Here is a 14,507-nt window from a genome sequence, read left to right as displayed (position 1 = left end):
CAACACCGCCATGAAAACAAAAATCCTGGTCAGCGCCTGTCTGCTGGGCCATGAAGTCCGCTATAACGGCAGCGCTAAAGCGCAACTGTTGCCCACGCTTGAGCGCTGGCGGCAAGAGGGGCGGCTGGTGGTCCACTGCCCGGAGCTGGCGGCGGGGCTGCCGACGCCGCGCCTACCTGCGGAAATCGTCGCCAGTCAGGGTAGGGCGGTGATGCAGGGCAGGGGAAGGATTGTCGAAAGCAGCGGCCATGACGTCACCGCGCACTACCAGCTAGCAGCCTGGCTGGCGCTAAAGGCTGCGACGGAAGGCGGATGCCGCGTGGCGCTGTTGACCGACGGCAGTCCGACCTGCGGTAGCCGGTTTATCTACGACGGCTCGTTTAGCGGGCAGCGTAAGCCGGGCGAAGGCGTCGCCGCCGCGCTGCTGCGCGAGCACGGTATTGAGGTGTTTTCAGAAGAACAGCTTGCCGAGCTTATTGCTCGTGTGGAAAAGATGGACGCCGATTAAATCGAGGTACCTTACAGGGAAGAGTAACAAGATGAAGATAATAGCCGTTTCCGGGCTTTTGCTGCTGGCGTTTTTGCTTCCTAACGTCGGCTATAGCCATATCTATCGCGGTTTGGAAGACGATCGCACCAACGACGTCAAGCATGGGCTGTATGAAATCAACGAAGAAGCGAAAAAATTTCTCGTTGAAGAGGAAGCCAGAACGCATATCAAAAGAAAAAGCCTGGGGCCAAACTTAAAAGTGGTTGTTGCTCCGTGCGCCGTTCCCCTCAAGTCAGGGTGGGCGCCGAAAAGCATGGGGCTTTCTGTAAAATATACGGTTTTGGTAAGCTGCGAGCGAAGCGAAAAGGGCCAATATGGGGATGGTAAAGGCTGGCGCGTCGGCGTTCCCACGGCGCTTCTGGATGAGTAGTTAATTTTGTAATAGGCACAGGCCTAATCGGCCCGAGGTCAGCCCTGCCGCTATCGTCAGTGATGTTTCATTCGTTATTATTTATTGTTAACTTATGCTGCGAATCCACCCATTGCCACACTACGGAGCAAACCCATGCAAAAATGGCTAAACGCCGCGCTGCTAGCGCTACTGTTTTCGACTCCGTTAGCTCAGGCGAATGCCGCATCGTCTGAAGAGGCGCTGACGGGCGAATGCTTGAAATACGGCCTGGAGGCGGTTAAAGACAACCCAGGGTTTCAGACCCGGCTGAAGGGGCTGACGCCAGAGCGCGATAGCATTATCGTAGAGAGGTATGACGCGAAGGTGGGCAGCCAGCATATCGCCACGCAGCTGACCGCGACGCTGGAAGATAAGCTCGGGGAGCCGCTTAACATGCTGTGCCTGTTAGAGAACGACGCTCCGCTTTATGTTTATTTTTATGAGTGAGCACTGACAGGCGTCTTTGTTTGCGTTGCTAATTAAAAACCGGACTTTTTGATTGAGAAGTCCGGTTTTTTAGGAAAATGGCCCTGATATTATTTATCTACTGCCTTCGATAGAACATGAGGTTGAGCTGGAACCAATGCCGAACAGCCGCTCAATCTCTGCTTCTCCCATCCGGTCAAAATCATCAGGTACGCTGATATTTCCCACCATAAAGCCTAAACGCTTTTCCTTATGGGCTTTTGGCGAATTGACTGTAGGAATTTCTATCTGTGGTTTATCCGCTTTGCCTTCGTGAATGTTGGGTATTTTCATGACGTCCTCGTAATCTTTGAGGTGAAACGCCCCTCCACCAGAACAGCGGCAGCGGCCTCCATCACCCGTAACGATAAAACCCTTTCCCACTCTTCTTGCCAAGCGCGCCGCCGCGGACCATCTTGCGCAGTAGCACGTGCGGCCGATACTTCGGATCGCCGGTTTCTGAGTAGAGCACTTCCATAATGGCGAGGCAGACGTCTAGCCCTATAAGGTCGCCCAGCGCCAGCGGGCCCATGGGGTGGTTAGCGCCAAGCTTCATGGCGGTATCGATGTCTTCCGCGCTGGCGGTGCCGTCAGCGTAGATGCCGATGGCCTCGTTCACCATCGGGATCAGCACCCGGTTAACGATAAAACCGGGGGCGTCCTTGGAGATAACCGCCACTTTGCCGACTTTTGTCACCAGTTCCTGCATTTTGGCTACCGTTTCGTCGGTAGTGCCTAGACCAACGACGATTTCCACCAGCGCCATCACCGGCGCGGGGTTGAAAAAGTGCAGGCCGATGACCTGGCGGTCCAGCCCGGCGCTGAGTTCGGTAATGGACAGCGAAGATGTGTTGGAGGCGAAGATTGCGTCGGGCCGGCAGGTTTTCATCAGGCTATTAAAGAGCTGGCGCTTGATCTCGATCTTCTCGACTACCGCCTCGATGATGAGGTCGCAGTCGGCGACGGCGTCCGTCAGGCCCGGGGTAATATTGGCCGCGATCGCCTTGGCCTTTTCTGGCTCCATCTTGCCTTTTTCCACCAGTCTGCCGAGCGCGGCGATAATGCCGTTTTTCCCTTTCTCTGCGAACTCCTGCTTGATATCGCAGAGAACCACCGAAAAGCCTTCTGCGGCGGCAAACACCTGAGCAATGCCTGCGCCCATTGCGCCTGCGCCGATAACGCCTACTTTCATATTTGGATCCTTTCTATTTTTCAACCGGTTGGAGAGCTTTTTATATTTATTTAAGGATTATATCGCCAAGCGGCGGAGAAGACCGTGTCGCGGAGCGCAGATTTGGAACATGCGTTGTATTTTATCCGCCGCACTCGCCCTTTAGCCATTGGCTGAACGTCTTAAAACGAGGGCGCTCGCGGTTTTCCTTCGGGCAGATCAGGTCGTAGCCAAACGGCGACGCAACGGCCTCGTCGCTGAGGCTAACCAGCCTTCCTGCGGCCAGCAGCGGCTCGATCAGCGTCAGCCGCCCCATCACCACGCCCAGCCCGCTTTCCGCCATCTGTACCGCAATGGAATGGTTGTTGACGCCGTAGTATCGCGCTTCAAAGGGGAGGTCGCGGCCCGTTTCCTTGCACCACAGGCGCCATTCGGCAAACCGGTCCTGCACGTCGGTGGACTCCTGTGCGTGGATAAAGGTGGCGTCGGCGAGTTTCTCTACGGAGTGTAACCGGTGCTGCTGCCGATAGGCGGGGGAGCAAACCGGCAGCAGCTTTTCTCCCATCAACCTTTCCTGATAAAGGTCGGGGTAGCGCGCCGCGCCGTAGTAGAGGGCCAAATCGACGCGCTCTTCGTTGAAATCCATCGCCCCGGCGCGCACTTTGAATTGGAGATTCAGCCCCGGCCAGGCGGCCTGAAAGCGGGGCAGGCGAGGCGTCAGCCACAGGTGCGCCAGCGTCGGCGCAATGCCGATGTGCAGCGTGCCGCGCAGGTCCTGTTCGCGGATATCTTCAATTTCGTCGACGATGGCGCGCAGCGAGTGGCTCAGCGTGGCAAGCAGCCGCTTTCCCTCTTCCGTCAGCGCTAGTCTTCGAGTCATGCGGATAAACAGCCTAAAGCCAATCTGCATTTCCAGCCGGTGGATGCGGTGGCTGATGGCCCCCTGCGTCAGGTTTAGCTCCTTTGCCGCCAGAGTAAAGCTCAGGTGCCGCGCCGTCACCTCAAAGGTTTGCAAAAGCGCCAGGACGCTCTGTTGTTCCAGCATGTTTTTCCCCTTCGTTATGCATTAATCAGGTTAATGCATAAGCCGATTTTTTTCGTTTGTTCGCGCATTTCATCGCCTTTTTAATAGTTATATATCAATTCATGAGGGGTGAACCATGTCGAAGCTTAAAATTGTCGTCATCGGCGGCGGCTCCAGCTATACGCCGGAGCTGATTGAAGGATTGCTTAAGCGCCACGGCGAGCTGCCGGTAGGGGCGCTGTGGCTGGTGGACATCGAAGAAGGGCGCGAGAAGCTGGAGATTATCATGGGCCTGGCACGGCGGATGATCGCCAAAGCGGGGCTGTCGATTGACGTGGTAGCCACGCTTGACCGACGGGCGGCGCTAGAGGGGGCGGACTTCGTCTGCTCCCAGTTCCGCGCAGGCTGCCTGGAAGCGCGCATCAGCGACGAGCGCATCTCGTTGAAGTACGGCCTGATTGGCCAGGAAACCAACGGCCTCGGCGGCTTTGCCAACGCCTGTCGAACCATCCCGATCGCGCTGGAGATTGCCCACGAGATGGAGCAACTCTGCCCGGACGCATGGCTGCTTAACTTCACCAACCCGTCGGGCATGGTGACGGAGGCGATTTTACGCCACAGCGGTGTCAAAACCGTTGGCCTGTGCAACGTGCCGGTCATTATGCAAAAGGGCGTGGCGCAGCTGCTGGAATGTGAAAACGAGAGCGACTTCATTATGCAGGTCGCCGGGCTAAACCACTTTATCTTTGCCCGTCAGATCCTGCACAGGGGCAAAGACCGCCTTAACGACGTTATCGCCCACATCAGCGCCGGGCGCGATCCGCTGGTGCCAAGAAACATCCCGCCGTTCAGCTGGCCGAAGCACCTGCTGCAAGGGTTGGGCATGATCCCCTGCGCCTACCTGCGCTACTACTACATGAAGGGGGATATTCTTAAGCAGGAACAGGCGGAAGCGGGCGGCGAGGGTACGCGCGGCGAAGTGGTGAAACAGCTGGAAAAAGAACTGTTCGACCTCTATCGCGACCCAAGCCTTGCGGTTAAGCCGAAGGCGCTGGAAGGGCGCGGTGGGCAATACTACTCCGAAGCGGCCTGTGAGCTGATGAACGCTATCTACAACGACAAGCGCACCATCATGCACGTCAACACGCGTAATAACGGCGCTATCAACGGCCTGCCGGACGACTGCGCGGTGGAAGTCAGCTCGCTGATTACCCGTTCCGGCCCGCTGCCGCTGAACGTCGCGCCATTCCCGGAGGACACGCTGCGGCTTCTCCAACTGATGAAGTCGTTTGAGCAGCTGACTATCGAGGCGGCCATTACCGGCGACCGGCACACCGCGTGGCGCGCGCTGGTGCTCAATCCGCTGATTACCAGCGGCGAGGCGCTTGAGCAGGCGCTGGACGAGGTGATTGAACACAATCGGCCGCTGATGCCGGCGTTTCATCGGCGTCGGGGATAGGCTACGGTCGCGTAAAACCCTGAGCTGAACGCCTTCGCTCAGGGTCTTTGCGCTACGGCGGCGTCAATCCTGTCGGCAATTTCCCTAATTTGATAAACCGGTATCCCGTTTTTTGCCAGCTCCACCATGGCGTTGAGATAGGGCACCATCGTGGCGAACATGATCTTATAGCCTTCGCAGAAGTAGGAAATTGGGTTGTCCGTTCCCCTGTTGATCCGATGCTTTGGGCAGCCGCCGTGACAGATGGGCCTATAGCTGCACTGCTGGCATTCCAAAGAGAGCTTCTTTTTCTGGGCGGAGAGCGTCACGCTGCTCATGGTCTTGAGGCTGTCGCGGTGTATATTCCCGGTTTTATAGCCGTCGTAAACGAAGTGATCGCACTCATAAATATCGCCGTTGGACTCGATCACCATGTTGTCTTTGCACGACTCCTGAAAGATACAGCTGGTGTGGCCGTTGCCGAGAAAGCGGCTGACGAAGGTTTCAAACTGGCGGACGAACACGTCGCCGACGTCGTTTTTTACCCACTGCTTGAATATCGCCGACATAAAGCGACCGTACGCCGCCGCCGGAACGGAAAAGGCGATAACGTCGTGCTTTTCTTCCAGTGAGCCGAAGCAGACGTTGGGCTTGGCCGTTTCAAGCAGCTCGATAAACTGCATGTGGCGGCTGCCGATGCTTTTTAGAAACTCGTAGACTTCAAGCGGATGCTGGACGTTGTGCGCGTTGACCACCGTCAGCGTATTGAACTCAACGCCGTGCTGCTTAAGCCGTTCGATGGCCGCCATCACCTTATCAAACGTGCCTTTTCCCGCTCGCGTGCGGCGATAGCGGTCATGCATTTCCTGCGGGCCGTCGATGGAGATGCCGACCAGAAACTGATTATCCTTCAGGAAGCGGCACCACTCGTCGTTAAGCAGCAGCCCGTTGGTCTGAAGCGCGTTGTGGATAGTTTTACCCTTTTTGAAGCGTTCCTGATAGCTCAGCGCTCGACGAAAAAAGTCGATGCCCGCCATGGTCGGCTCGCCGCCCTGCCAGGTGAAGTAGACGTCGTTACCCGGCGAGGCCTCAATATAGCGGCTGATAAAAGCGCTCAGCGTTTCGTCGTTCATCCAGCCTTCGTGCTTAAAGACCGTCTCTTTTTCCAGATAGAAGCAGTAGTCGCACTTTATGTTGCACTGGTAGCTGGTAGGTTTAATCGTGAAGTGCATAGCGTTCCTCAAAAAGGCAGGAGGAGTATTCCCCCTGCCGAACAGTCAACTACTTGGCGGCGCCGAGCGATGCCTTAATATGGTCAAACTTCGCCTGATTGACTTTACTCAGAGGCCTTTGGCTCCCGTCAATGAAGTCTTTAACGACGCCTTTCATCTCTTTGACGACGTCAGGCTTTTGGTCCGCCAGATTGTTGGCCTGCTGAAGATCCGTCAGCTTATACAGCCCCAGCTTATTGCCCTCGTAAGTGTAGACCAGCGAGTACTCGTTGCTGCGAACGGTATAGGAGAACTCGCTCAGGTCTTCGGTGTTGGGGTTGTGAGGATATTCGTCGGACTGCTTGCGTACGTACTTGTGATAGTTGTCCCAGAACGGGATGTTCTCTTCATCGAACCAGTGCGAGTAGGAGGTGACCCACGTCAGGTACTGGTGCGGATTACCCGCTTTTTTCTCCTTGGTCAGATAGGGCAGCAGGGATACGCCGTCGAGGTTTTTAGGCGCGTCGATTTTGGCTGCGTCCAGCACCGTGGGGTAGAAGTCCATGGCGGACACCAGCTTGTCGTAGTTGCCTTTTACCAGCTTGCCTTTCCACCACATAAACATCGGCGTGTGGGTTCCGCCCGGATAGGTTTGGCTCTTGTAGCCCTTTTGCGCGCCGTTAAGCGGCAGCGGGCCGTCAATGACCGCACCGTTGTCGGAGGTGAACAGAATGATGGTATTGTCGTACTGCCCGTTCTTTTTCAACTGCTCGAGCAGCTTCTTCACGCCCTGATCGACGGAATAAATAGCCGCGTAGAAGTTATCTGCGGTAGGGCTGCCGGTGTTGAACTGCTTTTGATATTGCTCCGGCGCAGGATTATCGTTCGGCAGGTGCGGCGCGTTGTAGGCGAGGTAGAGCATAAAGGGCTCATCGAGCGACTTGGCGCGGTTGACGACGCCGATGGCCTCATCGGTCAGTTGGTCGCTTATGTAGCCTTTGGCCGCTACTCGCTCGCGGTTGTGGAACAGCGACGGAGAGTTGTAGTAAGCCGTGCCCGCCGCGTGGAATCCCATAAAGTAGTCAAAGCCGCGGTTTTGCGGCTGCCACTCTTCGGCGGAGTAGGTGGTGAAGTTATCGTGATAGTCGCGGGTCTGCTTGGACTCCGGCACCGGCACGTTGCTGATTTTCGACAGGTGCCACTTACCGATGGCCGCCGTATAGTAGCCGTGGTTTTGGAACAGCTCCGGCAGGAATTTTTCCGTCAGAGGAATGCCGTCCTGCGCATCAGTGTTGGAGTAAACGCCAAACCGCGCCGGGGAACGCCCTGTCATGATTGCCGCTCGGGATGGGCCCGACACGCCGTGAGCCACGTAGCCGTTGGTAAAGCGTACGCCTTCGTCCATCAGTGAGAGCAGAGTAGGCGTTGACTTCTTGGCCGCTTCGATAGCCTTATCGATACCGATCTTGTAAGTATCAACGACCTTGCGGTTTTCCATTGATTTTGTATCGAACGAGCCCTGATCGAAGGGCAGTTGGCCATATCCCAGATCGTCCATCGTCAGAATGATAACGTTGGGCTTCCCTTTGGTGGAATATTCTGTCGGCGTGAAGTCGGAGAAGGCAACGTTGGTTTTAGTCGCTTTCAGATTGACGTCATCGGCGGCGTTAACCGATGCATTCATCATTGTGCCGGCTAATACCATTGATACCGCCGCACTGGCGACGCTGCGTTTAAATGTCATTGTCATAAAGTCTCCTCGTTTTAAAGAGCCTTTTATTTTTTGTTGAAAAAAAAGATTTTTCTGTGAAGAGTCTCAAAAATAAGTTCCAAAAGAAAATATTTACATTGGCAATTGATTTAATTTTAAATGATGGATTTTTTGGCGTCATTGGCAGGAAATTTGAATAAGGATTGACGGTTATTATTGGTTTTGCAGGTGATATATCCCCTTATTTTCTCTTGAGAATTAAATGTGGCGCCCTGCTTAATGCGGGCGGGCTCTCTTCGTCAGCCGATGCGCAAACGCGGCGGAAAAGAAAAACGCCCGATAAGGCCGAGAATAATCGCTCTGTATGACTAACTGCATGAAAATAATGAGATACCGCTAGCAGAACCGTCGAACTCAAGGGCGTATAGTTTTGCCCACGCGTTTTTTCACAAGGCAGGAAAGAGTAAATGTTTAAAAAGGGTTTATTCGCACTGGCTCTGGCCTTCAGCGCTTCGGCCTTTGCCGCCGAGCACTGGATTGACGTGCGCATTCCAGAGCAGTATCAAAGAGAGCATATTCAGGGCGCGGTCAACATCCCGCTGCAGGAGCTGACGGAGAAAATCGCCGCTCAGGTGCCGGATAAGAGCGACACCGTCCATCTCTACTGTAACTCCGGCCGCCAGTCCGGCCTGGCGAAAGAGGCTCTGCTGGACATGGGCTACACCCAGGTGTTTAACGACGGCGGTATTAGCCGGATAGATAAGCCTAAGGTTAAGGGCGAGTGATCGGCCCGGTTAGTTTTCTGACCGCAGCTGCCAAATCTGTTTAAGAGACTCGGCGCTATCAACGCTGTCGCAGCTGGCCGGGAAGGGCTTTTTCTCCCGCGCCAGCGCCGTTATTTTATCTTCCTGGCAGAGCTCGGCCTGCCCCTTGGCATAGCCTTCCAGATAGGCGATGCGGTTGATCTCCGCTTCCCCGTACCATTCCGACAGCGATGCGTTGTCCTTTACTCCGTTGCCTTCTGCGGCCTCTTTATAGCCGACGTCAAACCAGGTGGAGGAGCGCTCAGTCGTTTCTGCCGCGTCGGCGGGGACGCTTTCGCTGGCAGCCGCTCCGCAGCCGGTCAGAAGCCCGACCAACAGCAGCATGGTGATATTTTTCACGTTGTTATTCATTTCCGTTATGCAATGCCCAGTTGTTCTTTCAGCGGTTTCAGATAGCGGCGGCTGACGGGGATGCGTTTGCCCGAGCGGGTTACCGCCTCCGCGCTGCCGTTATCCAACAGCTGGATTTCGCCGATGTGGTCCAGATTTAACAGGTACTGCCGGTGGCAGCGGGTAAACGGCGTTTTTTCTTCTAAAATTTTCAGCGTAAGCTGAGTATATCCGCTTTGCTCTGTACCGATGACGCGAACGCCGCTCAGCTCGCTGCTTAGGTATTCGACGTCGTCCAGCCTCAGGAGAAAAATGCGGTTGTGGCCGTAGCAGGGAATGTGCTTCAGCGCGTTGTCCGCAATCAGGTGGACGTTTCTATTGACGGACCTAGCCCCTCTCAGACGTTCGATGGTCTTGAGCAGGCGCTGGCCGTCGACCGGCTTTAGCAGGTAGTCAAAGGCGTGCTGCTCAAACGCCTTTACCGCGTATTCGTCATAGGCGGTGGTGAATACGATGTGCGGCATGGTGGCCGGATCGAGCATGGCTGTCATTTCGAGCCCGCTTATTCTGGGCATCTGTATATCGAGAAAAACCACGTCAGGCTGCAGGCGATGAATGGCCGCAATGGCTTCCAGCGCGTTGCTGCATTCGCCGACGACGGTCAGGTTTTCAACATCGGCAAGCAGTTCGGCCAGCTCTTCCCGAGCCGGCTGCTCGTCGTCAACAATCATTGCTCTAAGCATGTTCCCTCCACAGATTTCGGTCAGTTTATCATGTAGGTAAATCTCCTTAAATGGAAAGATATATTTACGGTTATTTTTGTTTCTATTGCTGTTATTACTGGATATAAAAATAACAGTAAAATTATCTTTACAAATTTGGATTCTAAAGTTTACACTCAGCTCAGCGTCGTTAAAAACGACCCTCGACTCTTCATCTTAAGGCGTTTTAACCCATCAGGGGATGGGCCTAAGGAACAACTATGATCATGCAGAAAGACCAGCTTAATAACGTAAACATCAGCGCAGAACAGGTTTTGATTACGCCCGAAGAGCTGAAGCAGAAATATCCCCTGAGTCGGGAGGATGAGGCCTCTATTTCGGCCGCCCGTCAGACTATCGCCGACATTCTCCACGGGCGCGACCGTCGCCTGCTGGTAGTCTGCGGCCCCTGCTCGATTCACGATCCCCAGGCCGCTATCGAGTACGCCCACCTCCTGAAAAAGCTAGCGGACGAAACCAAAGATCGCCTGTTTATCGTGATGCGCGTTTACTTTGAAAAGCCGAGAACTACCGTTGGCTGGAAGGGGCTGATTAACGACCCTCACATGGACGGATCGTTCGACGTTGAGCACGGTCTGCACGTGGCGCGTAAGCTGCTGCTTGAGCTGGTGGCGATGGGGCTGCCGCTGGCGACCGAAGCGTTGGACCCGAACAGCCCGCAGTACCTTGGCGACCTGTTCAGCTGGTCGGCCATCGGCGCGCGCACTACCGAATCGCAAACCCACCGCGAAATGGCATCGGGCCTGTCGATGCCGGTCGGATTTAAAAACGGCACCGACGGCAGTCTGGCGACGGCGATCAATGCCATGAAGGCCGCTGCTATGCCGCACCGCTTTGTCGGCATCAACCAGGAAGGGCAGGTTTGCCTGTTGCAAACCCAAGGTAACGCCAACGGCCACGTCATTTTGCGCGGCGGCAAAACGCCGAACTACGATCCTCAGAGCGTGAAGGATTGCGAAGAGCAAATGAAGAAAGCGGGGCTTAATCCGGCTCTGATGATCGACTGTAGCCACGGCAACTCCAATAAGGATTTTCGCCGTCAGTCCGAGGTCGTCTTCTCCCTGTTGGAACAAATTAAGGCAGGCAATCGTTCCATCATCGGCATGATGTTGGAAAGCAACATTCACGAAGGCAACCAGTCTTCCGAACAGCCAAGAGCCGACATGCGCTACGGCGTTTCCGTAACGGACGCCTGCATCAACTGGGAAACCACCGAACGCCTGCTGCAAAAGGTGCACGCCGAACTGGGCGAAGCGGTGCTTGTGTGTCAGTGATTTTTATCTGATGATTATCGTTTATCAGGCTGATGATAAATTATTCAATCGGCTTTGGAGTATGTTCCGTCCGAAAACACGGCCTGCTTATATCACCATCGTGCTCGGCCGGAAGGGTGCTTGTATTAGGCTTGGGTGTGCGGCGGGCATAGCCTTCCTAGGGGCCGTTATGAAGCCCTTCGGGTTTCACCCTAAAGGGCCAGCGCAAGCGCTGTTCAAACCGGCTTTGCCGGTTTGTCGTTGGCTTACGCCAAGTCGACCCCAACGGAAGACTCTCCCGCCGATTGATGCCGCAAATTATCCAGAATTTACGTTTAGGGTTTGTTAGCAGCCGAATGCCGCCGAAAGGCGGCATGTTTGTATACTCGAGAAAATAAAGGGTATAAGCATTAATTTGGGGAGAGAACAACAACATGGTGGCGGAACTGACGGCGCTGCGCGAGCGCATTGACGAAGTGGACAAAGGGCTGCTGAAGCTGCTGGCTCAAAGGCTTGCGCTGGTAGCCGAAGTAGGGGAAGTGAAAAGTCAGCACGGGCTGCCGATTTACGCGCCCGATCGGGAAAGCAGCATGCTGGCTTCTCGCCGCAAAGAGGCGGAAGCTATGGGCGTGCCGCCGGATTTGATTGAAGACGTTCTGCGCCGCGTGATGCGTGAGTCCTACACGAGCGAAAACGATAAAGGATTTAAAACCCTGAAGCCGGACATGGGACCGATTGTTATCGTCGGCGGTCGCGGCAAGATGGGGCAGCTGTTTGGTCGACTGTTTACGCTTTCAGGCTATCAGGTTCGCGTTCTGGAGCAGGAAGACTGGCCGAACGCTGACGAGATACTGAAAGACGCCGGTATGGCGATCGTCAGCGTGCCTATTCATCTGACCGAACAGGTCATTCGCCGGCTGCCTAAGCTTTCCGACGACTGCATTCTGGTGGATTTCGCCTCTATTAAGCAAAAGCCGATGGAAACCATGCTGGAGGTTCACGCCGGGCCGGTGCTGGGCCTGCACCCAATGTTCGGGCCGGACGTCAGCAGCCTGGCCAAGCAGGTGATCGCCTACTGCGATGGGCGAATGCCCGAAGCCTACCAGTGGCTGTTGGAACAGCTTCAGGTCTGGGGATCGCGGCTGCATGCCATTACGCCTGCGGAGCACGACCGCAACATGGCCTTTATTCAGGCGCTGCGCCACTTCGCTACCTTTACCTACGGCCTTAACCTGTCGCATGAGAACGCCGAGCTGGAGCAGCTTTTGGCGCTGTCGTCACCCATTTATCGCCTGGAGCTGGCGATGATCGGCCGCCTGTTTGCGCAGGATCCGCAGCTGTATGCGGACATCATTATGTCGTCTGAAGAGAATCTGGCGCTGATTAAGCGCTACTACGCCTGCTTCGGCGAGGCGGTAGAGATTCTGGAGAGAGGGGACAAGGCGGCGTTTATCGACAACTTCAATCAGGTGAAGGACTGGTTCGGCGATCACGCGAATCGCTTCCTGAGCGAAAGCCGAATCCTACTGCGTCAGGCGAACGACAGTCGGCAGTAAGGGAATTAGAAAAATGGAGAGTAGCCACGCCGTTCGGCGTGGCTTCAAATAGCTCAGGCTACGTCCGGCATGTTCCTGCCGTAGTAGATTTCCTGCATTTCTTTACGCACCAGATTAGTAATGTGCTGGCGCTCGCTCTGGCTTAAGTCTTCCGGCTTGGCGTTGAACAGGTAGTGGTCGAGATCGAACTCTTTGAGCATCATCTTGGTGTGGAAGATGTTCTCCTGATAGACGTTAACGTCCACCATATGAAACTGAGAGGTGATGCTCTCGGCCATAAAGTTCTGAATAGAGTTGATCGGATGGTCGATGTAGTGCTTCACGCCGTTGACGTCGCGGGTAAAGCCGCGCACGCGGTAGTCCAGCGTTACGATGTCGGACTCAAGTTGGTGAATAAGATAGTTGAGCGCCTTAAGCGGAGAAATTACGCCGCAGGTAGACACCTCAATATCCGCTCGGAACGTGCATATCCCGCCCTGAGGGTGGCTTTCCGGGTAGGTATGAACGCAGATATGGCTTTTATCCAGGTGAGCGACCACCGCTTCGGGCAGCGGGCCGGGATTTTCTGACTGGTCGACCAGGCTTGGGTCGATCGGTTCCTCGCTGATGAGGATCGTCACGCTGGCGCCCTGAGGATCGTAGTCCTGACGGGCGATGTTGAGGATGTTTGCACCGATGATAGAACAGGTTTCCGTCAGGATTTCGGTCAGACGGTTGGCGTTGTACTGTTCATCGATGTAGGCAATATATTGCTCTCTGTCATAGTCCGTTTGGGTATAACAGATGTCATAGATACAAAAACTCAGGCTTTTGGTTAAGTTATTGAAGCCGTGTAGTTTTATTTTGTGCAATTTGGTTCACCGCCTTAGTTTGTCGATGTAGGAAACGAATGATTATTTATCGTTCAGCGCGTCGTGTAAATATTGCGGTAGCGCAAAGCTGCCCGCGTGTATCGCCGGGTTGTAATAGCGGCAGTGCAGGCCGGAGGCCTTAAAGCGCGCTTCCAGCGTCGCCAAGTCGTGCTGGCGGAGCATCGGATTCTGGCTCGCCCAGGCGAAGGTCATGATGCCGCCGTAGTAGGTTGGGATCGCGGCCTGATAAAAGCTGACGTCGTCGAAGTAGTGCGACAGCTTGCGGTGGCTGTTGACCGCTTCGTCCTGCTGAAGGAAGCAGACGCCGTTTTGCGCAACGAAAATGCCGTTTTCATTCAGGCAGCGCGCGCAGCCCTGATAGAAGTCCGACGTAAACAGGCTTTCTCCGGGGCCGATGGGATCGGTGCAGTCGGAGATAATTACGTCGAACTTCAGGTCCGTTTGGCTAACGAAGTTAACGCCGTCTTCGATAACCAGATTAAAGCGCGGATCGTCATAGGCGCCGCTGCTATGGTTGGGCAGGTACTGGCGGCAGAATTCCACCACGCCCGCGTCAATCTCCACCATCGTCACGTGCTCGACGCTCTGATGGCGGCACACTTCGCGCAGCATTCCGCCGTCGCCGCCGCCGATGATAAGAACCCGCTTAGCCTTACCGTGGGCAAAGATCGGCACGTGAGCCATCATTTCATGATAGATAAACTCGTCGCGCTCGGTGGTTTGAACGACGCCGTCGAGCGCCATCACGCGCCCCAGCACGTCGTTTTCAAAAATGATTAAATCCTGATGTTCGGTCTTATTGTGATAAAGGGTTTTATCAATGGAAAAAAACTGACCAAAGCCGCTATGCAGCGTTTCAAACCAGATCTCTTTTTGAGACATGCGCCTTAATCCTCAATGCCGGACAAAAAATTTAGCGCGATATCATA

The 14,507-nt window shown here is 54.9% G+C and carries 16 protein-coding genes; 7 read left to right on the top strand and 9 right to left on the bottom strand.

Translation table 11 applies throughout. The features are described 5' to 3' along the window. Window positions 1–10: 10 nt before the first annotated feature. The 3 genes from G544_RS0107735 (at window position 11) to G544_RS22485 (ending at window position 1,388) form a co-directional block, all read left to right on the top strand. Window positions 11–508 (top strand): 2-thiouracil desulfurase family protein, encoded by a 498-nt coding sequence (locus G544_RS0107735; protein ID WP_027274061.1) that lies wholly within the window; start codon window positions 11–13, stop codon window positions 506–508. Window positions 509–539: 31 nt separating this feature from the next. Next, window positions 540–920 carry a hypothetical protein gene (locus G544_RS21285; RefSeq protein ID WP_051155631.1) on the top strand — a complete coding sequence of 127 codons (381 nt, stop codon included), beginning with the start codon at window positions 540–542 and terminating at the stop codon, window positions 918–920. 135 nt (window positions 921–1,055) lie between these two features. After that, entirely contained in the window at window positions 1,056–1,388 is a 333-nt protein-coding gene (locus G544_RS22485; protein WP_027274060.1) for a hypothetical protein, read from the top strand. 93 nt (window positions 1,389–1,481) lie between these two features. Here the strand turns inward: G544_RS22485 and G544_RS20180 are convergent, their stop codons facing one another. From G544_RS20180 to G544_RS0107710, 3 genes are all read right to left on the bottom strand, one after another. Further along, window positions 1,482–1,700, bottom strand: a complete 219-nt coding sequence (locus G544_RS20180; RefSeq protein WP_051155630.1) for a hypothetical protein — start codon at window positions 1,698–1,700, stop codon at window positions 1,482–1,484. A gap of 61 nt (window positions 1,701–1,761) precedes the next feature. Further along, window positions 1,762–2,598, bottom strand: coding sequence for a 3-hydroxyacyl-CoA dehydrogenase family protein (locus G544_RS0107715; protein ID WP_027274059.1), 837 nt, complete (start codon window positions 2,596–2,598; stop codon window positions 1,762–1,764). 121 nt (window positions 2,599–2,719) lie between these two features. After that, window positions 2,720–3,622: a LysR substrate-binding domain-containing protein gene (locus tag G544_RS0107710; RefSeq protein ID WP_051155629.1), complete on the bottom strand. Its 903-nt coding sequence runs from the start codon at window positions 3,620–3,622 to the stop codon at window positions 2,720–2,722. 115 nt (window positions 3,623–3,737) lie between these two features. Here G544_RS0107710 and G544_RS0107705 point away from each other — a divergent pair, with 115 nt between their 5' ends. Next, the gene (locus G544_RS0107705) at window positions 3,738–5,060 is read left to right on the top strand and encodes a 6-phospho-beta-glucosidase (protein WP_027274057.1); all 1,323 of its coding nucleotides are present in this window, start codon (window positions 3,738–3,740) and stop codon (window positions 5,058–5,060) included. Between the two features lie 38 nt (window positions 5,061–5,098). Here G544_RS0107705 and G544_RS0107700 read toward each other — a convergent pair whose 3' ends face one another. Continuing rightward, the gene (locus G544_RS0107700; protein ID WP_027274056.1) at window positions 5,099–6,271 is read right to left on the bottom strand and encodes an anaerobic sulfatase maturase; all 1,173 of its coding nucleotides are present in this window, start codon (window positions 6,269–6,271) and stop codon (window positions 5,099–5,101) included. Between the two features lie 49 nt (window positions 6,272–6,320). Continuing rightward, window positions 6,321–8,000, bottom strand: coding sequence for a sulfatase family protein (locus tag G544_RS0107695; protein WP_027274055.1), 1,680 nt, complete (start codon window positions 7,998–8,000; stop codon window positions 6,321–6,323). 428 nt (window positions 8,001–8,428) lie between these two features. Between G544_RS0107695 and pspE the strand changes: the two genes are divergently transcribed. Then, window positions 8,429–8,746 carry a thiosulfate sulfurtransferase PspE gene (gene pspE, locus G544_RS0107690; RefSeq protein WP_027274054.1) on the top strand — a complete coding sequence of 106 codons (318 nt, stop codon included), beginning with the start codon at window positions 8,429–8,431 and terminating at the stop codon, window positions 8,744–8,746. A 9-nt stretch (window positions 8,747–8,755) separates the two neighbouring features. Here pspE and G544_RS0107685 read toward each other — a convergent pair whose 3' ends face one another. Then, window positions 8,756–9,124: a DUF2799 domain-containing protein gene (locus G544_RS0107685; protein WP_027274053.1), complete on the bottom strand. Its 369-nt coding sequence runs from the start codon at window positions 9,122–9,124 to the stop codon at window positions 8,756–8,758. 17 nt (window positions 9,125–9,141) lie between these two features. Beyond that, window positions 9,142–9,858: a two-component system response regulator BtsR gene (gene btsR, locus G544_RS0107680; protein WP_027274052.1), complete on the bottom strand. Its 717-nt coding sequence runs from the start codon at window positions 9,856–9,858 to the stop codon at window positions 9,142–9,144. Between the two features lie 239 nt (window positions 9,859–10,097). Here btsR and G544_RS0107675 point away from each other — a divergent pair, with 239 nt between their 5' ends. Both G544_RS0107675 and tyrA read left to right on the top strand, forming a co-directional pair. Continuing rightward, a complete protein-coding gene (locus tag G544_RS0107675) occupies window positions 10,098–11,171 on the top strand; it encodes a 3-deoxy-7-phosphoheptulonate synthase (protein WP_027274051.1) in 1,074 nt (357 codons plus the stop codon). A gap of 413 nt (window positions 11,172–11,584) precedes the next feature. After that, window positions 11,585–12,706 carry a bifunctional chorismate mutase/prephenate dehydrogenase gene (gene tyrA / locus G544_RS0107670; protein WP_027274050.1) on the top strand — a complete coding sequence of 374 codons (1,122 nt, stop codon included), beginning with the start codon at window positions 11,585–11,587 and terminating at the stop codon, window positions 12,704–12,706. Between the two features lie 53 nt (window positions 12,707–12,759). Here tyrA and speD read toward each other — a convergent pair whose 3' ends face one another. Next, a complete protein-coding gene (gene speD, locus G544_RS0107665) occupies window positions 12,760–13,557 on the bottom strand; it encodes an adenosylmethionine decarboxylase (RefSeq protein ID WP_027274049.1) in 798 nt (265 codons plus the stop codon). Between the two features lie 42 nt (window positions 13,558–13,599). After that, entirely contained in the window at window positions 13,600–14,460 is an 861-nt protein-coding gene (gene speE / locus G544_RS0107660; protein ID WP_027274048.1) for a polyamine aminopropyltransferase, read from the bottom strand. Window positions 14,461–14,507: the final 47 nt, after the last annotated feature.

The organism is Leminorella grimontii ATCC 33999 = DSM 5078 (genome assembly GCF_000439085.1).
In the GTDB taxonomy this organism is placed as follows: Bacteria; Pseudomonadota; Gammaproteobacteria; order Enterobacterales; family Enterobacteriaceae; genus Leminorella; species Leminorella grimontii.
The sequence above is the reverse complement of the archived record's forward strand: the minus strand, read 5'-3'. Positions and strand labels throughout refer to the sequence as shown.